General features: G+C 39.9%; 25 protein-coding genes. 18 read left to right on the top strand and 7 right to left on the bottom strand.

The features are described from left to right. Positions 1–72 precede the first annotated feature (72 nt). The 11 genes from SK629_RS01420 (at position 73) to SK629_RS11120 (ending at position 8,298) form a co-directional block, all read left to right on the top strand. Positions 73–336, top strand: coding sequence for a type II toxin-antitoxin system RelB/DinJ family antitoxin (locus SK629_RS01420; protein ID WP_042900271.1), 264 nt, complete (start codon positions 73–75; stop codon positions 334–336). After that, the gene (locus SK629_RS01425) at positions 329–607 is read left to right on the top strand and encodes a type II toxin-antitoxin system YafQ family toxin (RefSeq protein ID WP_042900272.1); all 279 of its coding nucleotides are present in this window, start codon (positions 329–331) and stop codon (positions 605–607) included. The genes SK629_RS01420 and SK629_RS01425 overlap by 8 nt, the downstream gene beginning before the upstream one ends. Positions 608–627: 20 nt before the next feature. Further along, positions 628–780, top strand: a complete 153-nt coding sequence (locus SK629_RS01430) for a hypothetical protein (protein ID WP_042900273.1) — start codon at positions 628–630, stop codon at positions 778–780. Between the two features lie 21 nt (positions 781–801). Further along, positions 802–2,043, top strand: a complete 1,242-nt coding sequence (locus tag SK629_RS01435; protein ID WP_042900274.1) for an aminopeptidase — start codon at positions 802–804, stop codon at positions 2,041–2,043. 9 nt (positions 2,044–2,052) lie between these two features. Continuing rightward, a complete protein-coding gene (locus SK629_RS01440) occupies positions 2,053–2,283 on the top strand; it encodes a GlsB/YeaQ/YmgE family stress response membrane protein (protein ID WP_042900275.1) in 231 nt (76 codons plus the stop codon). 72 nt (positions 2,284–2,355) lie between these two features. After that, entirely contained in the window at positions 2,356–3,078 is a 723-nt protein-coding gene (locus SK629_RS01445; RefSeq protein ID WP_042900276.1) for a pseudouridine synthase, read from the top strand. A 111-nt stretch (positions 3,079–3,189) separates the two neighbouring features. Beyond that, positions 3,190–4,521 carry an aminopeptidase C gene (pepC, locus tag SK629_RS01455; protein WP_042900277.1) on the top strand — a complete coding sequence of 444 codons (1,332 nt, stop codon included), beginning with the start codon at positions 3,190–3,192 and terminating at the stop codon, positions 4,519–4,521. A gap of 141 nt (positions 4,522–4,662) precedes the next feature. Further along, a complete protein-coding gene (locus SK629_RS01460; protein WP_033687283.1) occupies positions 4,663–5,979 on the top strand; it encodes an ISL3 family transposase in 1,317 nt (438 codons plus the stop codon). A gap of 261 nt (positions 5,980–6,240) precedes the next feature. Beyond that, positions 6,241–6,819, top strand: coding sequence for a DUF4230 domain-containing protein (locus tag SK629_RS01465; protein ID WP_050492332.1), 579 nt, complete (start codon positions 6,241–6,243; stop codon positions 6,817–6,819). A gap of 166 nt (positions 6,820–6,985) precedes the next feature. Continuing rightward, complete coding sequence (locus SK629_RS01470) at positions 6,986–7,231, top strand: hypothetical protein (RefSeq protein WP_004238875.1); 246 nt, start codon at positions 6,986–6,988, stop codon at positions 7,229–7,231. A gap of 374 nt (positions 7,232–7,605) precedes the next feature. Further along, entirely contained in the window at positions 7,606–8,298 is a 693-nt protein-coding gene (locus SK629_RS11120) for a leucine-rich repeat domain-containing protein (RefSeq protein ID WP_080702881.1), read from the top strand. 234 nt (positions 8,299–8,532) lie between these two features. Here the strand turns inward: SK629_RS11120 and SK629_RS01480 are convergent, their stop codons facing one another. The 6 genes from SK629_RS01480 to SK629_RS01505 all read right to left on the bottom strand — a co-directional run bounded on the left by SK629_RS01480 (position 8,533) and on the right by SK629_RS01505 (position 13,836). Then, positions 8,533–9,444, bottom strand: a complete 912-nt coding sequence (locus SK629_RS01480) for a PTS system mannose/fructose/sorbose family transporter subunit IID (protein ID WP_000136858.1) — start codon at positions 9,442–9,444, stop codon at positions 8,533–8,535. A 14-nt stretch (positions 9,445–9,458) separates the two neighbouring features. After that, positions 9,459–10,271, bottom strand: coding sequence for a PTS mannose/fructose/sorbose transporter subunit IIC (locus SK629_RS01485; RefSeq protein ID WP_033683013.1), 813 nt, complete (start codon positions 10,269–10,271; stop codon positions 9,459–9,461). A 74-nt stretch (positions 10,272–10,345) separates the two neighbouring features. Beyond that, positions 10,346–11,335, bottom strand: a complete 990-nt coding sequence (locus tag SK629_RS01490; protein ID WP_042900278.1) for a PTS sugar transporter subunit IIB — start codon at positions 11,333–11,335, stop codon at positions 10,346–10,348. Positions 11,336–11,581: 246 nt separating this feature from the next. Then, on the bottom strand, positions 11,582–12,601 hold the full coding sequence (adhP, locus tag SK629_RS01495) for an alcohol dehydrogenase AdhP (protein WP_042900279.1): 1,020 nt from the start codon (positions 12,599–12,601) through the stop codon (positions 11,582–11,584). 108 nt (positions 12,602–12,709) lie between these two features. Then, positions 12,710–12,940, bottom strand: a complete 231-nt coding sequence (locus SK629_RS11965; RefSeq protein WP_042900280.1) for a hypothetical protein — start codon at positions 12,938–12,940, stop codon at positions 12,710–12,712. Positions 12,941–13,023: 83 nt separating this feature from the next. Beyond that, positions 13,024–13,836, bottom strand: a complete 813-nt coding sequence (locus SK629_RS01505; protein ID WP_042900281.1) for a Cof-type HAD-IIB family hydrolase — start codon at positions 13,834–13,836, stop codon at positions 13,024–13,026. A 189-nt stretch (positions 13,837–14,025) separates the two neighbouring features. Between SK629_RS01505 and SK629_RS01510 the strand changes: the two genes are divergently transcribed. From SK629_RS01510 to folB, 6 genes are all read left to right on the top strand, one after another. Further along, on the top strand, positions 14,026–15,444 hold the full coding sequence (locus tag SK629_RS01510; protein ID WP_042900282.1) for an NCS2 family permease: 1,419 nt from the start codon (positions 14,026–14,028) through the stop codon (positions 15,442–15,444). 57 nt (positions 15,445–15,501) lie between these two features. Then, positions 15,502–16,209, top strand: coding sequence for a CPBP family intramembrane glutamic endopeptidase (locus tag SK629_RS01515; RefSeq protein ID WP_042900283.1), 708 nt, complete (start codon positions 15,502–15,504; stop codon positions 16,207–16,209). Positions 16,210–16,302: 93 nt separating this feature from the next. After that, entirely contained in the window at positions 16,303–17,277 is a 975-nt protein-coding gene (folP, locus tag SK629_RS01520; protein WP_042900284.1) for a dihydropteroate synthase, read from the top strand. Between the two features lies 1 nt (position 17,278). Then, entirely contained in the window at positions 17,279–18,601 is a 1,323-nt protein-coding gene (locus tag SK629_RS01525; protein ID WP_042900285.1) for a bifunctional folylpolyglutamate synthase/dihydrofolate synthase, read from the top strand. After that, positions 18,582–19,136 (top strand): GTP cyclohydrolase I FolE, encoded by a 555-nt coding sequence (folE, locus tag SK629_RS01530; RefSeq protein ID WP_042900286.1) that lies wholly within the window; start codon positions 18,582–18,584, stop codon positions 19,134–19,136. The genes SK629_RS01525 and folE overlap by 20 nt, the downstream gene beginning before the upstream one ends. 157 nt (positions 19,137–19,293) lie before the next feature. After that, positions 19,294–20,106, top strand: coding sequence for a dihydroneopterin aldolase (gene folB / locus SK629_RS01535; RefSeq protein WP_042900287.1), 813 nt, complete (start codon positions 19,294–19,296; stop codon positions 20,104–20,106). Between the two features lie 205 nt (positions 20,107–20,311). Here folB and SK629_RS01540 read toward each other — a convergent pair whose 3' ends face one another. Continuing rightward, a complete protein-coding gene (locus tag SK629_RS01540) occupies positions 20,312–20,629 on the bottom strand; it encodes a DUF960 domain-containing protein (RefSeq protein WP_000886035.1) in 318 nt (105 codons plus the stop codon). Between the two features lie 237 nt (positions 20,630–20,866). On the opposite strand from SK629_RS01540, the gene ccpA reads away from it, so the two are divergent. Further along, entirely contained in the window at positions 20,867–21,877 is a 1,011-nt protein-coding gene (gene ccpA, locus SK629_RS01545) for a catabolite control protein A (RefSeq protein ID WP_001090628.1), read from the top strand. Positions 21,878–21,925: the final 48 nt, after the last annotated feature.

Below are 21,925 nucleotides of genomic sequence, written 5' to 3' on the forward strand. Positions count from 1 at the left end.
CTAATGTATATCTAATAGATTTACATTGGCCTTCTTTTTTGTTAAAATAATAAATAGAAAGAGGGTGAGAGTATGTCAAAGACGAGCATGAGCATCCGTTTGGATAGTGAGGTTAAGGAGCAGGCCCAACAGGTGTTTAATAATCTGGGAATGGATATGACAACAGCTATCAATATTTTCCTTCGTCAAGCTATTCAATATCAGGGTTTACCTTTCGATGTTAGACTAGACGAGAATCGGAAGTTGCTTGAGGTATTAACGGATTTAGGCCAAAATCGTAATATGAGCCAATCCTTTGAATCAGTCTCAGACTTGATGGAGGATTTGCGTGCTTAAGATTCGTTATCATAAACAGTTTAAAAAAGATTTTAAGTTGGCTATGAAGCGTGGTTTGAAGGCAGAATTATTAGAAGAAGTTTTAAATTTTCTTGTTCAAGAAAAAGAACTTCCTGCTAGATATCGTGATCATCAATTGACGGCATCCAAGCATTTTCAAGGAGTTCGTGAATGCCATATCCAGCCAGATTGGCTTTTGGTTTATAAAGTAGACAAGGAAGAATTGATTTTAAATTTGCTGAGGACAGGAAGTCATAGTGATTTGTTTTAATAAATTTTAAGGGGGTTCTCATGAAACTAAGAATATTCGCAGAAGATAAGCCGGCTGAGAAGGTATGTGAATATCAATTAGAACTTGCTGATCGTACAATTCTTCTATCAACAGCACTATTGTCGGGCGCTATTGCTTTAGCAGGGCTACTCTCTGCTTTGAAAGAAAAATAAAAATAGAAAAGAGAAAACAACATGGTTTTACCAAATTTTAAAGAAAATCTAGAAAAATATGCGAAATTGTTGGTCGCGAATGGAATTAACGTACAGCCTGGTCACACTTTGGCTCTCTCTATTGATGTGGAGCAACGTGAGTTGGCTCACTTAATCGTCAAAGAAGCCTATGCTTTAGGAGCGCATGAGGTTATTGTTCAGTGGACCGACGATGTGATTAACCGTGAGAAATTCCTACATGCTCCGATGGAGCGTCTGGACAATGTGCCGGAATACAAGATTGCTGAGATGAACTATCTTTTGGAGAACAAGGCTAGCCGTCTTGGAGTTCGTTCATCTGATCCAGGTGCCTTGAACGGAGTGGATGCTGACAAGCTATCAGCTTCTGATAAAGCTATGGGACTTGCTATGAAGCCAATGCGTATCGCAACTCAATCCAACAAGGTTAGTTGGACTGTAGCAGCCGCTGCTGGACTTGAGTGGGCTAAGAAAGTCTTTCCAAATGCTGTGAGCGATGAAGAAGCAGTTGATCTCCTTTGGGACCAAATCTTCAAAACTTGCCGTGTCTACGAAGCAGATCCTGTTAAGGCCTGGGAAGAGCATGCTGCTATTCTCAAGAGCAAGGCAGATATGCTTAATAAAGAACAATTTTCAGCCCTTCACTACATAGCGCCAGGAACTGATTTGACACTTGGCTTGCCAAAGAACCACGTTTGGGAATCAGCTGGTGCTATCAATGCACAGGGCGAAGGATTCTTGCCAAATATGCCGACAGAGGAAGTCTTCACAGCGCCTGACTTCCGTCGTGCAGATGGTTATGTCACTTCTACAAAACCGCTTAGCTATAATGGAAATATCATCGAAGGAATTAAAGTAACCTTTAAGGATGGACAAATCGTTGACATCACTGCTGAGAAGGGTGATCAGGTTATGAAGGATCTTGTCTTTGAAAATGCGGGTGCGCGTGCCTTGGGTGAATGTGCCTTGGTACCAGATCCAAGCCCAATTTCTCAGTCAGGCATTACCTTCTTCAACACCCTTTTTGATGAGAATGCTTCAAACCACTTGGCTATCGGTGCAGCCTATGCGACTAGCGTCGTTGGTGGAGCAGAGATGAGCGAAGAAGAGCTTGAAGTTGCGGGACTTAACCGTTCAGATGTTCACGTGGACTTTATGATTGGTTCTAATCAGATGGATATCGATGGTATCCGTGAGGATGGGACACGTGTACCGCTCTTCCGTAACGGAGATTGGGCAAATTAAGGAGCCAAGATGATAGGAAGTATGTTTGTTGGTCTCCTAGTGGGACTCTTGGCAGGTGCTTTGACCAATCGTGGAGAACGCATGGGATGCTTTGGGAAAATGTTTCTCGGGTGGATTGGAGCCTTTCTGGGTCACTTGCTCTTTGGAACTTGGGGGCCAGTTTTATCAGGAACAGCTATTATTCCAGCGATTTTAGGAGCTATGATTGTCTTAGCGATTTTCTGGAGACGAGAAAGTTAATTTCCTAAATCTAAAACGAAAAGGAAGTTGGTCATTGTACCAGCCTCCTTTTGAGTATGATATAATAGTTCTATGAGATTAGATAAATTTTTAGTTGCCTGCGCTGTGGGGAGCCGGACTGAGGTCAAAAACTTGCTCAAGGCTGGGCGCGTGACGGTAAATGGTAAAAAAGAGAAATCAGCGAAACTACAGATTGATGAAGAAAGAGATGAGATTCGCTTTGATGGGCAAGTGTTGGAGTATGAAGAGTTTGTCTACTATATGATGAACAAGCCTAAAGGAGTTATCTCAGCGACTGAGGATCCTAAGCACAGAACCGTTCTGGACTTGTTGGATGACTTGGCTCGGAGCAAGGAAGTTTTCCCGGTAGGACGCTTGGATATTGATACACATGGTCTTCTACTCTTGACCAATGATGGTCAGCTTGCCCATGCTCTTCTTTCACCAAAGCGTCATGTGGACAAGACTTATCTGGCCCATGTCAAGGGAATTATGACCCAAGAAGATGTGGAGATATTTGCTGAGGGTATTCCTCTCAAAGACTTTACCTGTCAACCCGCTAGACTGGAGCTTGTGTCCATAGATACAGAAAAGAATCAAAGCCAAATCCGTGTGACCATTGCAGAAGGGAAGTTTCATCAGGTCAAGCGTATGGTGGCCTACTGTGGCAAGGAAGTAGTAGACTTGCAACGTTTGACTATGGGAACTTTAGTTTTAGATGAGAACTTGCAGCGAGGAGAATGGCGTCGCTTGACCAAGGAGGAATTAGAAAATCTTCTTGATAGTATTGCTTAATTTGGTTTATATTCGAAAAAGGTGAGGGACAATATTCTCTCCTTTTATATTTTTCAGTTGCTTCCTTTGTGAAAAGAGTTATAATAGACTGTAGAATAAAAGGAGGAATCTATGAACGCGATTCAAGAATCATTTACTGATAAATTATTTGCCAACTATGAAGCAAATGTAAAATACCAAGCGATTGAAAATGCTGCTAGCCACAACGGAATTTTTGCAGCTCTAGAACGTCGCCAAAGCCATGTAGACAATACGCCTGTTTTCTCATTGGATTTGACCAAGGACAAGGTAACAAACCAGAAAGCGTCTGGTCGTTGCTGGATGTTTGCAGCTCTCAATACTTTCCGCCACAAACTCATCTCTCAATATAAATTGGAAAACTTTGAGTTGTCACAAGCCCACACTTTCTTCTGGGACAAGTATGAGAAATCAAACTGGTTCTTGGAGCAAGTCATTGAGACTGCAGACCAAGACTTGACGAGCCGTAAGGTTAGCTTCCTACTTCAAACACCACAACAAGATGGCGGTCAATGGGATATGGTCGTTTCTCTCTTTGAGAAATACGGTGTCGTTCCTAAGTCGGTTTACCCTGAATCTGTTTCATCTAGCAGTAGTCGTGAGCTAAATGCCATTCTCAACAAATTGCTTCGTCAAGATGCTCAAATCTTGCGTGACTTGCTCGCTTCTGGTGCAGACCAAGCGACTGTTCAAGCTAAGAAAGAAGACCTCTTGCAAGAAATCTTTAATTTTCTTGCTATGTCCCTAGGCCTTCCACCACGTAAATTTGACTTTGCTTATCGCGATAAGGATAACAACTACCAAAGCGAAAAGGGCATCACACCACAAGAGTTTTACAAGAAATATGTCAATCTTCCTCTAGAGGACTATGTTTCTGTTATCAATGCCCCAACTGCTGACAAGCCTTACGGCCAATCTTACACAGTTGAGATGTTGGGGAATGTGGTTGGTAGCCGTGCGGTTCGTTACATCAATGTACCGATGGAACGCTTGAAAGAATTAGCGATTGCCCAAATGCAAGCAGGTGAGACTGTTTGGTTTGGATCAGATGTCGGTCAACTCAGCAATCGTAAAGCTGGGATCCTTGCGACAGATGTTTATGACTTTGAATCAAGCATGGACATTAAACTCACTCAAGACAAGGCTGGACGTTTGGATTACAGTGAGAGCTTGATGACCCACGCCATGGTCTTGACAGGTGTGGATTTGGATGAAAATGGCAAGTCAACCAAGTGGAAGGTTGAAAACTCATGGGGAGACAAGGTTGGTACAGATGGTTACTTTGTTGCTTCAGATGCTTGGATGGACGAATACACTTATCAAATTGTTGTTCGTAAGGAATTACTAACAGCAGAAGAACTAGCTGCCTATGAAGCAGAACCAATCGTCCTTGCACCATGGGATCCAATGGGTGCCTTGGCATAATAAATGAGATATAAAAAGAACGGTTCTATAATTTTTAGGGTTGATGGAAATTTTCCACCAACCCTATTTTAGTGTATACAAAAAGGCCAACATCCATTATATTAAAAGCGCTGAAACCTAAAACAAAAGAATGATGACCATATGAACAATATACTAGAAGCTACACTACAAATCAAAGATAAAAACATTATTTGGGATAATAATGTTCAAGAGAAGATATTAAAAAATAGAAAATCTTTATTTTATTCAGCTACATATACGCATAAACCAGAATTTTGTGCCGTTTGTGGGTGCGTTAGCCAAAATAACAATATAGTTAAAAACGGGACGAAAACTTCTCGTATCACTCTCTGTTCTGTTTCAGGCCTTCCAGCCTACTTAAATCTACGAAATCAGAGATTTCTCTGTAGAGAATGTGGTTCTTCATTTACTGCAGATACTAGTCGAATTGTAGAAAAATACTGTCATATCTCGAAACGATTAAAAAATGAAATTAAGACAAAAATAAGTGAAACAGTATCTGAAACATATATTGCCAAAGAAACAAATGTTTCAATTCATACCGTTAGACGTATCATATATGATACAGCACGATTATTAACGATTAAACCATTACATGATTTACCTGAGCATTTGTGTTTTGATGAATTTAAATCTGTTAAATCTTCCGATTGCAATATGAGCTTCATTATTTTTGATAGCACTACACACAAGTTGGTCGATGTTGTACGAGATAGAAAATCTTACAGTTTGAAACAATATTTTTATCGTTTTGAGCCTAAGACTAGATTAAAGGTGAAAACTATCTCCATCGATATGTACTTGCCATACATTCAATTAATAAAAGAAATGTTTCCTAACGCAAAAATTATCATTGATCCTTTTCACATTGTACAAGCCTTGAATAGAGAATTAAATAGAACTCGGGTACGTATCATGAATCAGCATCGTTATAAAAATCCTAAATTATATCGAAAGTTAAAATATTATTGGAAGTTAATTTTAAAGAACTCTAATGAACTTCAGAACTATAAATATAATCGTTATAAGCTTTTTGAAAGCTTCATAACAAGTAAAGGAATCGTAGATTATATCTTAGAAAAAAATCCATCTCTTAAAAATGATTATGAGGTTGTATATTCACTTCGTGAATGTATACAGGATAGAGATTATATAGAATTCAAGGAAACGATTGAAGCAGCTACGCAATTAGACCTATCTCCTGGTTTAAAAAGAGTTTTAAAGACTCTTATGACTTACTTGCCATATATTCAAAATACTTGTGAGTATCCAACTAGAACAAATGGCCCTATTGAAGGAATAAACAATAAAATAAAAGCGCTTAAAAGAAATGCCTACGGCTTTAGAAACTATTACCATTTTAGAAATAGGATTATTTTAATAACAAAAATGTTTGGCCCAAAACAAAAAGGAATTAAGCAACAATTAGTTGTTTAATCCCTTCCTAAATTTCTTCATCAACACTATTTGACAAAGAGCCCTTTTTTAGTGCTCAAAATAGCACTCAATTTTAAATGGATTTGGTGTTCAAAAAATATAATCAAATGCAACAAACTAATTTCATTTTTAATAGGCACAATTAATTTTAGAAGATAGTACGAAAAAATATTGACTATTTTCTTTAGAAAGTGTAAAATTTAGATAGATTATTTAAAATGAGGTTTTTTTATCTTGTCTATATTAAAGAAGAAAGTTAATATGTTTAGTGTACTATTGAATGTGGTATTAATAGCTATTATAGCTATTGGAGTGCTATTTTTCTTACCTAAGGAACATAAATCAGAAGTCAAATCGTCAATTAATATCGAAAGTATTGAAAAAGTGAATGAAGTTGTATTTTTGAATGCGGGAATTAATGAAATTATTTCTGAAACAAAAACAACTCAAGTTTTTGGGTTTGATGTGCCGTTCTCTAAAAAAGCAGCATTAGTAATTTTAAATTATAAAGCTAAATTTGGAATTAAAAGTAGTGTAAAGGTTGAACAAATAAGCGAAAAAGAATATAAGGTTATTGTTCCAAAATTGGAAGTAATTGGTGTTGAACTTTCAAAAGATAATCCTTATGATTTATATGATAGTCATGGAGAGTTATTAAGTGGAACTACAGAAGATATTGATACTGGGAAATTGGTCGCTAACCAACTTTCTAGTGATAGACAAGCAGAGTATTTAGATAAATTTAAGAGTGAAATTAAAGAATCTGCAATCAATTATTATAAAACAATATTTTCTTCAATGGATTCTGAAGTAAAAGTAACTATAGAATTTACAGAATAATTTTTGAAATACAAACCCCTGGCCATCTCTGGTCAGGGTTTTGTGTGGTTCTATAATTTTTAGGGTTGATGGAAATTTTCCACCAACCCTATTTTAGTGTATACAAAAAGGCCAACATCCATTATATTAAAAGCGCTGAAACCTAAAACAAAAGAATGATGACCATATGAACAATATACTAGAAGCTACACTACAAATCAAAGATGCACACAATGAAGGTGTTACATTCCATTTCTTAGAGAATATTAAAGAAGTATTGCGTGATGAGAGTGGGAAAGTAACTGGTGTAAAGGTTATTACAATGGAACTTGGTGAATCAGATGAAAGTGGAAGAAGATCAACGCATGAAGTGGCAGGTAGTGAACATATTATTCCATGTGACCTTGTCGTTGCAGCAATTGAACAAAAGTAGACTTTAGTGTTCTAGATGAAAGGTAAAAATTTGACTTTCGGTCAACATCAGAATACAATAGAAATGAACTAATAACAGGGGATGCATATTTAGGTCCTCAATCTATCGCAACCGCAATTAAAGGCGGGTGAGAAGTTGCGACAGAAGTACATGAGTCGTTTAAAGAAAACACATAAATAACTTGTGGTGCCTTTCGTTTTTTTACTGGTGGGAAAATTAAGGAACTATAGTTATAAATCCTTGAAGATATTAATATATTAACATGCGTATATTTATGGGAAGATTAAATAGAAATATTTGATATTAGCAAGAATATCTACATCCTATAACAATACAAGTATTAATATATTCATAAAATATTAGGAGGAGAAATAATGAACAAGAAACTATTATCAGGCTTATGTGCAGCAGTACTCTTATCAGGTTTAGTAGGATGCGGACCTAAGGAGTCAAAACAAAATACCACAACAAGTACTTCTACAATAGAAACAAAAAATAACACAACAAATAACTCTGAAGTAACAGAGAAGAACTTCAAAGACTTCCCAGAGACAGATGAAAAGTACTTCACATATGATGAATGGCAAGAAGGTTATGTCATCTATAGTTGTACTTCTGACGATAAGGTTGTTCGTGTACCAAAGGAAATTAAAGGTAAACCTGTTATCGCAATTGGAGAACGTGGTCTTGCGAACTTGAAACATTGTGAGGCAATCGTTTTACCAGATACAGTACGATATATTGGAAAAGGTGCGTTTGCGATTGACAATAAGTTAAAGTATGTCCACTTTGGTAAGTCAATAGAAACAGTAGAAGATGATGTTTTCAACTCTGACAGTTCATTAGAATCAGTTGTATTCCCAGAAGGAACAAAGAGTATTGGAATATTAGTATTCTGGGGGACATCATCAATTAAATCTATTACAATTCCAGCAAGTGTAACAGAAATTACAGAATACTTCTATTTTGTGGATAACTGTAACCCAGATGTAGAAATCCATACACCTAAGGGATCAAAGGCAGAAGAAGTAGCTAAAGCAATGCAACTTAAAGTAGTAAATGACTAAAGGGGAATAGTATGAACAAGAAATTACTATCAGGCTTAGGGACTGACCCCAAAAAGTGAGAATTTAATAAAAACACCCTAGGGCTACCGTCTTCGGTATTCAACCGGAGACAGGTAGTCCAATTTTTGTTGGATTCTTTTTTCATTAGGTTCTTCATCAACACTATTTGACAAAGAGCCAAAAGAATCAGGTGATAAACCTGATTCTTTTTTTGTTTGTACATTCTCACCAAGATTACATGATACCGAAGAAACGAGCTGCGATACCTACTGCAAAGAGTGCAAGGATGATTGAGATTGGTGATACTTTTTTCTTAAGCAACCACATGCAAAGGAAAGTAAGGAGAAGTCCCATCAATCCTGGAATCAATGAGTTCAACTGACCTTGAAGGGTTTGTGGTTGAATCTTATCTAGGCTCAATCCACCAAGGGCTTGACCAAGGATACCTTTCAATTCAGCACCTGATACAGGTCCTTCTGGGAAGTTGATGTAGGCACCTTCAGCCAGTTGTTTACCTGGAAGGTTAACAGTAAAGTTAATCGATACCCAACGTTGTACAAGAACGGCAAGAATGAACATACCAAGGATAGAAGCACCTTTAGTGATGTCTTTCAAGATACCACCAGACATGTCTTTAGTGATTTCAGAACCAGCCTTGTAACCAAACTCTTGTGTGTACCATAGGAAGGCCATACGGATAGCATTCCATCCGAAGAAGAAGAGAAGTGGACCAACCAAGTTACCAGATGCAGCAAGTGATGCACCAAGAGCTCCAAGGATAGGACGAACTGTAAACCAGAATACTGGGTCACCGATACCTGCAAGAGGTCCCATCATACCGATTTTAACCCCTTGGATAGCAGCATCATCAATTTCAACACCGTTTGCACGTTCTTCTTCAAGTGCAAGAGTAACCCCCATGATTGGAGCAGCTACGTATGGGTGTGTGTTGAAGAACTCAAGGTGACGCTCAAGAGCAGCAGCTTGGTCTTCTTTAGTAGTGTACAATTTTTTGATAGCTGGGATCAATGAGTAAGCCCAACCCAAGTTTTGCATACGCTCGTAGTTCCAAGAACCTTGAAGGAATTGTGAACGCCACCAAACTTTTTTACGATCTGATTTTGATAATTGAAGTTTTTCAGTCATGATTGTTCCCCTTTCTAGTAGTCTTCTAGGATATCACCGATTGGGTCGTTAGAAGTCGCAGCTCCGCCGCCACCGTTACCACCTTGTTTTGAAAGGTTAAGGTAGATGAAGGCAAGGGCAACACCGACTACACCAAGGGCAATCAAAGTCAATTGAGAAATCGCAGCAAGTGCAAAACCGATTGCGAAGAATGGCCATACTTCACGAGTTGCCATCATGTTGATAACCATAGCGTAACCAACGGCAACGACCATAGCACCACCGACAGCCATACCACCGTTCAACCAGTCTGGCATCAATTTAAGAGCATCTTGAACGGCAGAAGCTGGGATAGCGATAAGGAAGGCTGCAGGGATTGCAATACGAAGACCTTGAAGAAGAAGGGCGATAAAGTGAGCACGTTCGACAGCTGCAATATTTCCTTCTTTAGCAGCAGCATCAGCAGTGTGAACCAAACCAACTGAGATTGTACGAACAATCATTGTCAAGAAAAGTCCAGCTACGGCAAGAGGGATAGCTGTTGCTGTTGCAACTGCGATACCTTCAGTAGTAAAGTTACCACCTTTGATCAAGATGATTGCTGCGGCAACAGATGCAAGGGCAGCGTCAGGAGCTACGGCAGCTCCGATGTTTGCCCAACCAAGGGCGATCATTTGAAGTGATCCACCAAGCATAACACCTGCTTCGAGGTTACCAGTTGCAAGTCCGATAAGGGTACATGCGACGATTGGTTGATGGAATTGGAATTGGTCGAGGATACCTTCAAGACCTGCAAGGAAGGCAACAACTACAACCAAGACAGCAGAAATAATTGAAATATCTGACATGGTTTTATTCCTTTTCTATTTAATTGTAATAAAGTGAAAAAATTTCTTAGAATTCTTCTATAGTTTGATATTTGTTATTGAACGTTGGCTTTGTTAATCAAGTCAAACAAATCTTTTTTGGTGTCGTTTGGTACTTTACGTACGTCAAATTCAACACCGAGGTCACGCATTTTTTCAAATGTAGCAACGTCTTCTTTGTCCATAGACAAAACGTTGTTGACCATTGTTTTACCTGTTGAGTGAGCCATTGATCCTACGTTAAGGGTCTTGATTGGCACGCCACCTTCGATTGCACGAAGGGCATCTTGAGGTGTTTCAAACAAGATAAGGGCATGTGTTTCTCCAAAGCGTGGGTCTTTTGAAACCTCGATCAATTTTTGAATTGGAACCACATTGGCTCTGACATTACTTGGAGCAGCTTGTTTAATCAATTCTTTACGAAGGTCGTCGTTGGCAACGTTATCTGAAGCAACGATAATACGGTCTGCTTTTGAATCTGGAGTCCAAGCAGTTGCAACCTGACCGTGAAGGAGACGTGTGTCAAGACGGGCAAGATTGATTTTCAGTTTACCGTCACCGATAACAGTTCCTTCTGGGATAGCAGCTTGGGCAACTGGAGCAGCTGCAGCACTTGCAACTTCTTCAACTGGATTTAACTCTTCTGGAAGAGCTTTGATGCCATCTTTGGCTTCTTTGATAATATTCGCAGCGACTTTTTCCACACCTGCTGTAGCGTCCATGAGGCGCTCTGTATAGGCTTGGATTAACATCGGTAAGTTAAGTCCTGTGATGATGGCAAACTTACGATCAGGATTTTCTCCCATCACGCGACTAGCTTGGTTGAATGGAGAACCACTCCAAAGGTCAGCCAAAACTAGCACCTCATCTTCTGCGTCAAATGCAGCCACAGCGTTGTTAAATTTAGCATATAGGTCATCTGGACCTTCATTTGGCATAAAGGTTACAACTTGAACCTTTTCTTGTTCACCAAAAATCATAGATCCTGACTGATGAATACCTGCAGCGAATTCGCCGTGGCTCGCAATAATGATTCCGATACTCATTATTGTCATTCCTCCTTATAAAATGTTGTGCCCATTGTTTAAGAAAACTTTAAGACTAGATTAGTATAAACCGTTTTCATAAAAAAATCAACTATTTGATATATAATTTTTTTAAAAAATAAAATACATATGTTTTGAAATATTGATATATAAATATTTTCGAGAAGAGAATATTTTTTATTTTAAAAATTTAATATAAAAAAGTTGGAAGAGGCATCCAACTTTTTTATATAGGTTTTCATTGAATTAGTTTGTGAAATCAAGTACCATACGTCCTTGGATTTGACCTTTTTCCATTTCGTCGAAAATTGCCACAGCATCTTCGACTGGACGTTTTTGAACAACTGGGACTACCAGACCTTCTGCACCGAATTGGAAGGCTTCTTCCAAGTCTTTACGAGTTCCGACAAGAGAACCAATAACTTGGATTCCATCGAGGACTGTTTTAACGATGCTGAGTTCCATCATTTCAGAAGGGAGACCAACAGCAACTACGCGTCCACCAGCACGAACTGAGTCAACAGCCTGATTGAAGGCAACTTTAGATACAGCAGTTACCACAGCTGAGTGGGCACCTCCATCAGTTTTTTCCTTGATGAGTCCTGGCACATCTTCGACTTCGAGACCGTTAATAACGATGTCAGCACCGACTTCTTTTGCAAGGGCAAGTTTGTCATTGTTGATATCAACCGCAATGACATGAGCATTAAATACTTTTTTAGCATATTGAACGGCTAGGTTACCAAGTCCACCAGCACCATAAAGAACAACCCATTGGCCTGGTTCAACTTTTGCTTCCTTAATAGCTTTATAGGTTGTTACACCAGCACATGTGATAGAAGAAGCTTGGGCTGGATCAAGTCCGTCAGGAACTTTAACAGCATAGTCTGCAGTTACGATACACTGTTCAGCCATACCACCGTCTACTGAGTAGCCAGCATTTTTTACTGTACGGCAAAGGGTTTCGCGACCAGTTGTACAGTATTCGCAAGTGCCACATCCTTCAAAGAACCAAGCAACACTGACGCGGTCGCCGACTTTAAGGCTTTTAACATCTGGGGCAATTTCCTTAACGATACCAACACCTTCGTGTCCTAAAACACGTCCTGGTACTTGACCAAAGTCACCATGGGCAACGTGGAGGTCAGTGTGGCAAACACCACAGTATTCAATTTCTACAAGTGCTTCCCCAGTTTCAAGTGGACGGAGTACTTTTTCTTCAATAGCAACACCAGTGCTTTCTGGATTTACAACAACAGCTTTCATAGCTATCCTCCTTGATATTGGCCGAGAACAGGGACAACAGGACTGGATTGATTTTGTTTCAACAGAGTCGAGTGTGACGAGCTCTCTTGTATTTATATGTGAAGTATATCACAAAAGAAAGCCTTTTCCAAGGTTTTGGGGGTAAAAAATAGAACAATCGATTAACCAGTTGATAAGACTGTGAAAAGAACACAAAGACCAGCTTGCAAGCTGGTCATACTCTTCTAAAATCTCTTCAAACCACGTCAGCTTCGCCTTGCCGTATATATATGTTACTGACTTCGTCAGTTCTATCTGCAACCTCAAAACAGTGTTTTGAGCTGACTTCGTCAGTTTCATCTACAACCTCAAAGCAGTGCTTTGAGCAACCTACGGCTAGCTTCCTAGTTTGCTCTTTGATTTTCATTGAGTATCAGTATAGGTTATAAGAATAAGTCTTGCAGGGTTTTGGCAACCCCATCTTGGTCATTTGTCAGGGCGATTTGCTCATCCGCATAAGGGAGCAGGACTGGATTGGCATTTTTCATGGCGTAGCCCTTTCCAGCAAAAGCTAGCATTTCGGTATCATTTTGTTCATCTCCAAAGGCAATCAAATCTTTTTTGTCACGGTTCGTTACCTTGAGCAAGTAGTCCAAAGCAAAGGCCTTGTTGACACCTTTTGGGGTACACTCAAGGATATTGAGCGGACCTCCCCAGGTATTGATAGACAGTTGATGCTGGTAGAAAGCATTCATTTCTTCTGCCAGGGCATACTTGTCACTAGCTCTGGTCTGCAAGAGAATACAGTTAGGGTCTTTGGTCACCAATTCAGGCTTGAATTGATCTTTAGGCTGGAAAGCTTCTACACCAAATAGTTTGGGATTGGCAATTTCTTCATTAGGATTTGTAATGTAGAATTTTTTACGGTATTCTCCAGCGATAAAATCTGCTTGAATATCCTCAGAACGTCGAACCATGTCTAAAAGATATTTTTTGTCTACTGTCAAACACTTTTCAAAGTCCCAAACTTGGTCTGGTAAATGAGTAAGGGAGCCGTTGAAATTAATCATAGGAGTATCTAAGCCTAATTCATGGTAGAAATCTTTTGACATGCGGTAAGGGCGACCTGTCGTAATAATGACCTGATGCCCTTTTTCAGCAACTTTTTTAATAGTTTCTTTGGTAAAATCAGAAATCTGACTGTCTGAGTTGAGCAGGGTTCCATCTAGGTCAACTGCAATAATTTTTTTCGTCATATGGACCTTTCTAGTGTCTTTCCAGATAAGATGTCTACTATTATAACAAAAAGCAGAGAGAAAAGCAGATTCCAAACAAAAAATTAAATTCCATCATTTTATTAAATAAATCAAACAAAGATATTGAAAAAGTGAATGATAAATGATATAATTCTTTTATTGTTCGTAAAAATTAAAAGGAGATTGATAATGGACAAATTATTTAAACTAAAAGAGAACGGTACAGACGTTCGTACGGAGGTTCTCGCTGGTTTAACAACTTTCTTTGCAATGAGCTATATTCTCTTTGTAAACCCACAAATTCTTTCACAAACAGGAATGCCTGCTCAGGGTATCTTCCTAGCAACGATTATTGGTTCTGTGGTAGGAACTCTTATGATGGCTTTTTATGCTAACTTACCATATGCCCAAGCACCAGGTATGGGACTGAATGCTTTCTTTACCTTTACAGTTGTCTTTGGACTTGGTTATTCTTGGCAAGAAGCCTTGGCTATGGTCTTCATTTGTGGTATTATTTCATTGATTATTACTTTGACAAATGTACGCAAAATGATCATTGAATCCATTCCTACTGCTCTTCGTTCAGCTATTTCAGCAGGTATCGGTGTCTTCCTTGCTTACGTAGGGATTAAGAATGCTGGACTTTTGAAATTTACGATTGATCCAGGTAACTATACTGTTGTAGGAGAAGGGGCTGACAAAGCTCAAGCAACGATTGCAGCAAACTCTTCAGCGGTTCCAGGATTGGTTGATTTTAATAACCCAGCTGTTTTGGTAGCTCTTGCAGGACTTGCCATTACTATCTTCTTTGTCATCAAAGGCATTAAGGGAGGGATTATCCTTTCTATCTTAACAACAACAGTTCTTGCAATTGCAGTAGGTTTAGTTAATATTTCTAGCATTGATTTTTCAAATAATCACTTGGGTGCTGCGGTAGAAGATTTGAAGAAAATTTTTGGTGCAGCTCTTGGTTCAGAAGGTTTAGGAGCTTTGATTTCAGATACAGCTCGCTTACCTGAGACTCTTATGGCTATTCTTGCCTTTTCATTAACAGATATTTTCGATACAATTGGTACTCTAATTGGTACTGGTGAAAAAGTTGGAATCATTGCTTCTAAAGGTGAAAACAAGGAATCAGTTAAATTGGATAAAGCTCTTTATTCTGATTTAATTGCTACAACAATTGGTGCAGTAGCTGGTACTTCAAACGTAACGACTTATGTTGAGTCTGCTGCTGGTATAGGTGCAGGTGGACGTACTGGTTTGACAGCCTTGGTTGTAGCTATCTGTTTTGCAATTTCAAGCTTCTTTAGCCCACTTCTAGCGATTGTACCAACAGCCGCTACAGCTCCAATCTTGATTATCGTTGGGATTATGATGTTGGCTAGCTTGAAAAATATCCATTGGGATGATATGTCTGAAGCGGTTCCTGCTTTCTTCACATCTATCTTTATGGGATTCAGCTACTCTATCACTCAAGGGATTGCAGTTGGTTTCTTGACTTACACTTTGACTAAGATTGTTAAAGGTCAAGCTAAAGATGTCCATGTCATGATTTGGATTTTGGATGCCTTGTTTATCCTTAACTACATTAGCATGGCCCTATAATAGAATTACCCAGGGGGATTTCCCCCCTTTTTTAATACAAAGTCTAGGAGATGAATGATGGAAGAGAAAAGTATGTGGCAAGAATTGTTGAATCGTGCAGGTTGGCTATTAATTTTTTTGCTGGCGACAATTTTATATCAGATTCCTATAGGGGTTACTGCTATTTTAACTTTAAATGCAGTACCACTGTTACAGTCAGGACTGATAGTTGCTGGTATTTCGATTGTAGTGTTGGCACTATTTATTTTTGGAGCTCGTAAAATGCAGTTAGCAAGTTTTAATTTTTCTTTTTTCAGAGCTAAGGATTTGGCACGCTTGGGCTTGAGTTATTTAGTTATTATCTGTTCAAATATACTTGGTTCTATCTTGTTACAACTGTCAAATGAGACGACAACAGCTAACCAGTCTCAGATTAACGATATGGTTCAAAATAGCTCTTTGATTTCTAGTTTCTTCTTGCTAGCCCTACTTGCTCCGATTTGTGAGGAAATCTTGTGCCGTGGGATTATTCCTAAAAAGGTTTTCAGAGGTAAGGAGAGCTGGGGATTTGTAGTCGGTACGATTGTGTTTGCTTTATTGCATCAACCAAGTAATTTACCTTCTTTATTGATTTATGGAGGTATGTCGATCGTTCTGTCTTGGACGGCTTACAAGACCCAACGTTTGGAAATGTCTATCTTGCTTCACATGATTGCTAATGGGGTTGCTTTCTGTTTGTTGGCTCTTGTGGTGATCATGAGTCGGACATTAGGGATTTCTGTTTAAGATTTTTGACAATTGCTTACTTGTTTCTACTGGGAAAAAGATGAATGCAATCGTGTCCATCTTTTTCTTTTTATGGTAAAATAGAGAAATAATATGATGAAAATCCTTGAGGGAGTGACCGATATGTCAAGTAAAGCCAATCATGCAAAGACAGCTATTTGCGGAATTATCAATGTAACCCCAGACTCCTTTTCGGATGGTGGTCAATTTTTTGCTCTTGAGCAGGCACTCCAGCAGGCTCGTAAATTGATAGCAGAAGGAGCCAGCATGCTAGATATCGGTGGAGAATCAACTCGGCCGGGAAGTAGCTATGTTGAGATAGAAGAGGAAATCCAGCGTGTTGTTCCAGTAATCAAAGCTATTCGCAAGGAAAGTGATGTCCTCATCTCTATTGATACTTGGAAGAGTCAGGTAGCAGAGGCTGCTTTGGTTGCTGGTGCCAATCTAGTCAATGATATCACTGGCCTCATGGGTGATGAAAAAATGGCCCATGTGGTAGCTGAAGCGAGAGCGAAAGTGGTCATCATGTTTAATCCTGTTATGGCTCGACCTCAGCATCCTAGCTCGCTCATATTCCCTCATTTTGGTTTTGGTCAAGCTTTTACAGAAAAAGAGTTAGCTGACTTTGAGAAATTGCCAATAGAAGACTTGATGGATACTTTCTTTGAACGAGCACTAGCGAGAGCAAATCAAGCTGGAATCGCACAAGAAAATATCCTGTTGGATTCAGGAATTGGCTTTGGGCTGACTAAGAAGGAAAATCTACTTCTTTTACGGGACTTGGATAAACTACATCAGAAGGGGTATCCAATCTTTCTTGGAGTGTCGCGCAAGCGATTTGTCATCAATATCCTTGAAGAAAGTGGTTTTGAAGTCAATCCTGAGACAGAAATTGGTTTCCGAAATCGGGACACAGCTTCGGCTCATGTAACTAGTATCGCTGCAAGACAGGGTGTAGAAGTGGTGCGCGTGCATGACGTAGCTAGTCACAGGATGGCAGTTGAAATTGCCTCCGCCATTCGTCTGGCTGATGAAGCGGAAAATCTAGATTTAAAACAATATAAATAAGATGAAAAAATTTGAAAATAATCAGTGGATTGCCCACTATCGGACGGACCAACCGCATTTTGGCTTGGAACGAATGGTGGAACTATTAGCTTTGCGTGGCAATCCCCATCTCAAATTCAAGGTCATCCATATCGGAGGGACCAATGGCAAGGGCTCGACCATTGCTTTTTTGAAAAAGATGCTAGAAAAGCTAGGGCTGAGAGTTGGCGTGTTTAGCTCGCCCTATCTCATTCATTATACAGACCAGATTAGCATCAATGGGGAATCTATCCCAGAAGCGAGGCTAGAAGCCCTCATGGCAGACTATCAGTCTTTTCTGGGGGGAGAAGTGGCCGTTAATTTACAGGGCATAACCGAGTTTGAGATTATCACAGCCATAGCCTATGACTACTTTGCCTCAGAGCAAGTAGATGTGGCTATCATGGAAGTGGGCATGGGTGGACTCTTGGATAGTACCAATGTCTGCCAGCCTATTCTAACAGGCATCACGACTATTGGACTGGACCATGTAGCCCTACTTGGTAACACTTTGGAAGCCATAGCAGAGCAGAAAGCTGGTATTATCAAACAAGGTATTCCCTTGGTGACAGGTCGTATTGCTCCAGAAGCTTTGGCTGTGATTGACCGCATTGCGGAAGGGAATGATGCGCCGAGACTTGCCTATGGGAAAGATTATCAAGTTAGTCATCAAGAGAGTGTAGTAACGGGTGAAGTCTTTGACTATACTAGTTCTCTCAGACAAGATCGCTTCCAGACTGGCCTGCTTGGCTTGCACCAGATAGAGAATGCTGGGATGGCCATAGCTTTACTTGATACTTTTTGTCAAGAGGATGGTCGAGAACTACCAGCTAATATCTTGATTGCTCAAGCCTTGGAAGAAACAAGGTGGCCAGGGCGTTTGGAGGTCGTGTCAAGGAACCCCTTGATGATTTTGGATGGGGCCCACAATCCCCATGCTATCAAGGCTTTATTGACAACCTTGCAAGAACGCTTTGCGGATTATCGTAAGGAAATCCTCTTTACTTGTATCAAAACCAAGGCCTTGGAGGATATGTTGGACTTGCTGGGGACAATGCCAGATACCGAGCTTACCCTGACACATTTTGACGATAGTCGGGCGACTGATGAAAGCGTGCTGAAAGAGGCAGCTAAGTCTAGAAATCTCAGCTACCAAGGTTGGCAGGATTTTCTAGAGCAGAAATTGACAGATAAAAAAGAAGAGAAAAAAACAGTTAGGATTGTCACGGGTTCCTTGTATTTCTTGAGCCAAGTGAGAGCCTATCTGATGGAGAGGAAGAACGAGAATGGATACACAAAAGATTGAAGCAGCTGTAAAAATGATTATCGAGGCTGTAGGAGAGGATGTTAATCGCGAGGGCTTGCAGGAAACACCTGCTCGTGTGGCCCGTATGTACCAAGAGATTTTTTCAGGGCTTGGTCAAACAGCGGAGGAACATTTGTCAAAATCTTTTGAGATTATTGACGATAATATGGTGGTAGAAAAGGATATCTTTTTCCATACCATGTGTGAACACCACTTTCTACCATTTTATGGGAGAGCACATATTGCCTACATTCCAGATGGCCGTGTGGCAGGTTTGTCTAAGCTAGCCCGTACGGTTGAAGTTTATTCGAAAAAACCACAAATTCAAGAACGATTGAATATCGAAGTGGCCGATGCCTTGATGGACTATCTAGGTGCTAAAGGAGCCTTTGTTGTCATTGAGGCGGAGCATATGTGTATGAGTATGCGTGGTGTCAGAAAACCAGGCACTGCAACCTTGACGACAGTAGCTCGTGGTCTATTTGAAAAAGATAAGGACCTCCGAGATCAGGCTTATCGTTTAATGGGACTATAATACTCTTCGAAAATCAAATTCAAACCACGTCAGCTTCCATTTGCAACCTCAAAACAGTGTTTTGAGCAGCCTGCAGCTAGCTTCCTAGTTTGCACTTTGATTTTCATTGAGTATAAAAGAATCCGCTTCAAGCGGATTTTTCTAGAAAGGAATCATTATGGATCAACTGCAGATTAAGGATTTGGAAATTTTTGCCTATCATGGTCTTTTTCCCAGTGAGAAAGAATTGGGGCAGAAGTTTGTCGTTTCAGCTATCCTATCTTATGATATGACCAAGGCAGCTACAGACTTTGATTTAACAGCCTCTGTCCATTACGGAGAATTGTGCCAGCAGTGGACGGCTTGGTTTCAGGAAACAACTGAGGACTTGATTGAAACGGTAGCCTACAAACTGATAGAACGTACTTTTGAGGCTTATCCTCTTGTCCAAGAAATGAAGTTGGAACTGAAAAAACCTTGGGCACCGGTGCATTTGCCACTAGATACTTGCTCAGTAACCATTCATCGCCGTAAGCAGCGAGCCTTTATCGCCCTAGGAAGCAATATGGGGGATAAGCGAGAAAACTTAAAACAAGCCATTGAGAAAATGCGAGCTCGAGGTATCCATATTCTCAAAGAGTCCAATGTCTTGACGACGGAGCCTTGGGGTGGTGTGGAGCAGGATAGCTTTGTAAATCAAGTGATTGAAGTAGAAACATGGTTGCCTGCCCCAGTGCTATTAGAGACCTTGTTAGTCATTGAGTCAGAGATGGGACGGGTGAGAGAAGTGCATTGGGGACCTCGTTTGATTGATTTGGACTTGCTCTTTGTGGAGGACCAGGTCATTTATACAGATGACCTTATCTTGCCTCATCCTTACATAGCGGAACGCCTTTTTGTCCTTGAGTCCTTACAGGAAATTGCGCCTCATTTTATCCATCCGACATTAAAGCAACCGATCCGCAACTTGTATAATGCTTTGAAAAAATAGAAAAAACTCTAGTTTTCAGTCACTTGCAACTGAAGGCTAGAGTTTTTACACTCTTCGAAAATCTCTTCAAACCACGCCAGCTTCCATCTGTAACCTCAAAACAGTGTTTTGAGCTGACTTCGTCAGTTCTATCCACAACCTCAAAACAGTGTTTTGAGCAACCTGCGGCTAGCTTTCTAGTTTGCTCTTTGATTTTCATTGAGTATTAAAATAGGTCATTTTCTTCTGGGAGGAGGATAGTTTCTCTACCGTCCATATCTAAAACTAGTACTCTCGGGGGATAAAGAGGGTCGAAAGGATGGTTAAAGTCAAAATCAATAGCTGTAGGGAGGTGTTGACTTGAAAAATGGAAGGTAATTTTTCCTTGGTTATTAAGCAATTGAAACTCGAGTTCTTCTTCCAATTCAAAGACATTTTTTAAGAAATGGTCAATAATATACCAAAAAGAGTCAATGACATCATCAGGCAAGCTGGTAACAATGCCAAAACTAGCTGACCGCATATGGGTGTTGGTAAAAGCCATATCTCTGCCCCCTTTCTTTTCCCTTATCATACAGCAAATAGGATTAAAAATCAAGAAAAGGCGATTTTTTCTTCATAAACATAGTTTTCTATGAAATTTTTTTCAAACAATCTTCAAAAAATGCTTGAAAGTGTTTACAAATAGTGATAAAATGGAATAAGTAGAATCATGAAAACGAAATTTTCATATCGTCTCTTTTTTGGAGTCTCGTGAGGTATGATATAGAAAGGAAAAGGAATGAATACAGACGATACAGTAACGATTTATGATGTCGCCCGTGAAGCAGGGGTTTCAATGGCGACGGTTAGCCGTGTAGTCAATGGCAATAAGAATGTAAAAGAGAACACCCGTAAAAAAGTGCTTGAGGTGATTGACCGTTTGGATTATCGTCCAAATGCCGTGGCGCGTGGTCTTGCAAGTAAAAAGACAACCACTGTCGGTGTCGTGATTCCAAATATTACCAATGGCTACTTCTCAACGCTTGCTAAAGGGATTGATGATATCGCTGAAATGTACAAGTACAATATCGTCCTTGCTAATAGTGATGAGGATGATGACAAGGAAGTTTCAGTTGTCAATACACTGTTTTCTAAGCAAGTGGATGGTATCATCTTTATGGGTTACCACTTGACTGAAAAAATTCGTTCAGAGTTTTCTCGCTCTCGGACACCAGTTGTTCTTGCAGGAACTGTGGATGTAGAACATCAGCTTCCAAGTGTCAATATTGACTACAAACAAGCAACGATTGATGCAGTAACCTACCTTGCTAAAGAAAATGAGCGCATTGCTTTCGTTAGCGGTCCACTAGTGGATGATATCAATGGTAAGGTTCGTTTGGTTGGCTACAAGGAAGCCTTGAAAAAAGCAGGGATTTCTTATAGCGAAGGATTGGTATTTGAGTCTAAATATACTTATGAAGATGGCTATGCCTTGGCAGAACGCTTGATTTCATCAAATGCAACCGCAGCAGTTGTAACAGGTGATGAATTGGCGGCAGGTGTCTTGAACGGTCTTGCTGATAAGGGTGTGTCAGTACCAGAAGAGTTTGAAATCATTACTAGTGATGATTCGCAAGTCTCACGCTTTACCCGTCCAAACTTGACAACTATTGCCCAACCTCTTTATGACCTTGGAGCTATTAGCATGCGTATGTTGACGAAGATTATGCACAAGGAAGAGTTGGAAGAACGTGAAGTTCTCTTACCTCATGGTTTGACAGAACGTCGTTCCACACGAAAACGTAAATAGAAAAAAATCAGGGAATCGTGAAGATTTCCTGATTTTGCTTTCTGGAGA

Source organism: Streptococcus mitis (assembly GCF_000722695.1).
In the GTDB taxonomy this organism is placed as follows: Bacteria; Bacillota; Bacilli; order Lactobacillales; family Streptococcaceae; genus Streptococcus; species Streptococcus mitis_O.

Bases quoted from the DNA above. Each gene is read 5' to 3' on its own strand.
- SK629_RS01515 (WP_042900283.1), top strand. From the start codon at position 15,502: ATGGAAGAGAAAAGTATGTGGCAAGAATTGTTGAATCGTGCAGGTTGG.
- folE (WP_042900286.1), top strand. From the start codon at position 18,582: ATGGATACACAAAAGATTGAAGCAGCTGTAAAAATGATTATCGAGGCT.
- SK629_RS11120 (WP_080702881.1), top strand. From the start codon at position 7,606: ATGAACAAGAAACTATTATCAGGCTTATGTGCAGCAGTACTCTTATCA.
- folB (WP_042900287.1), top strand. From the start codon at position 19,294: ATGGATCAACTGCAGATTAAGGATTTGGAAATTTTTGCCTATCATGGT.
- SK629_RS01490 (WP_042900278.1), bottom strand. From the start codon at position 11,335: ATGAGTATCGGAATCATTATTGCGAGCCACGGCGAATTCGCTGCAGGT.
- SK629_RS01525 (WP_042900285.1), top strand. From the start codon at position 17,279: ATGAAAAAATTTGAAAATAATCAGTGGATTGCCCACTATCGGACGGAC.
- SK629_RS01435 (WP_042900274.1), top strand. From the start codon at position 802: ATGGTTTTACCAAATTTTAAAGAAAATCTAGAAAAATATGCGAAATTG.
- pepC (WP_042900277.1), top strand. From the start codon at position 3,190: ATGAACGCGATTCAAGAATCATTTACTGATAAATTATTTGCCAACTAT.
- SK629_RS01470 (WP_004238875.1), top strand. From the start codon at position 6,986: ATGAACAATATACTAGAAGCTACACTACAAATCAAAGATGCACACAAT.
- SK629_RS01510 (WP_042900282.1), top strand. From the start codon at position 14,026: ATGGACAAATTATTTAAACTAAAAGAGAACGGTACAGACGTTCGTACG.
- adhP (WP_042900279.1), bottom strand. From the start codon at position 12,601: ATGAAAGCTGTTGTTGTAAATCCAGAAAGCACTGGTGTTGCTATTGAA.
- SK629_RS01430 (WP_042900273.1), top strand. From the start codon at position 628: ATGAAACTAAGAATATTCGCAGAAGATAAGCCGGCTGAGAAGGTATGT.
- folP (WP_042900284.1), top strand. From the start codon at position 16,303: ATGATGAAAATCCTTGAGGGAGTGACCGATATGTCAAGTAAAGCCAAT.
- SK629_RS01420 (WP_042900271.1), top strand. From the start codon at position 73: ATGTCAAAGACGAGCATGAGCATCCGTTTGGATAGTGAGGTTAAGGAG.
- SK629_RS01480 (WP_000136858.1), bottom strand. From the start codon at position 9,444: ATGACTGAAAAACTTCAATTATCAAAATCAGATCGTAAAAAAGTTTGG.
- SK629_RS01440 (WP_042900275.1), top strand. From the start codon at position 2,053: ATGATAGGAAGTATGTTTGTTGGTCTCCTAGTGGGACTCTTGGCAGGT.
- SK629_RS01460 (WP_033687283.1), top strand. From the start codon at position 4,663: ATGAACAATATACTAGAAGCTACACTACAAATCAAAGATAAAAACATT.
- SK629_RS01505 (WP_042900281.1), bottom strand. From the start codon at position 13,836: ATGACGAAAAAAATTATTGCAGTTGACCTAGATGGAACCCTGCTCAAC.
- SK629_RS01445 (WP_042900276.1), top strand. From the start codon at position 2,356: ATGAGATTAGATAAATTTTTAGTTGCCTGCGCTGTGGGGAGCCGGACT.
- SK629_RS01465 (WP_050492332.1), top strand. From the start codon at position 6,241: ATGTTTAGTGTACTATTGAATGTGGTATTAATAGCTATTATAGCTATT.
- SK629_RS01540 (WP_000886035.1), bottom strand. From the start codon at position 20,629: ATGGCTTTTACCAACACCCATATGCGGTCAGCTAGTTTTGGCATTGTT.
- SK629_RS01485 (WP_033683013.1), bottom strand. From the start codon at position 10,271: ATGTCAGATATTTCAATTATTTCTGCTGTCTTGGTTGTAGTTGTTGCC.
- ccpA (WP_001090628.1), top strand. From the start codon at position 20,867: ATGAATACAGACGATACAGTAACGATTTATGATGTCGCCCGTGAAGCA.
- SK629_RS11965 (WP_042900280.1), bottom strand. From the start codon at position 12,940: ATGAAACTGACGAAGTCAGCTCAAAACACTGTTTTGAGGTTGCAGATA.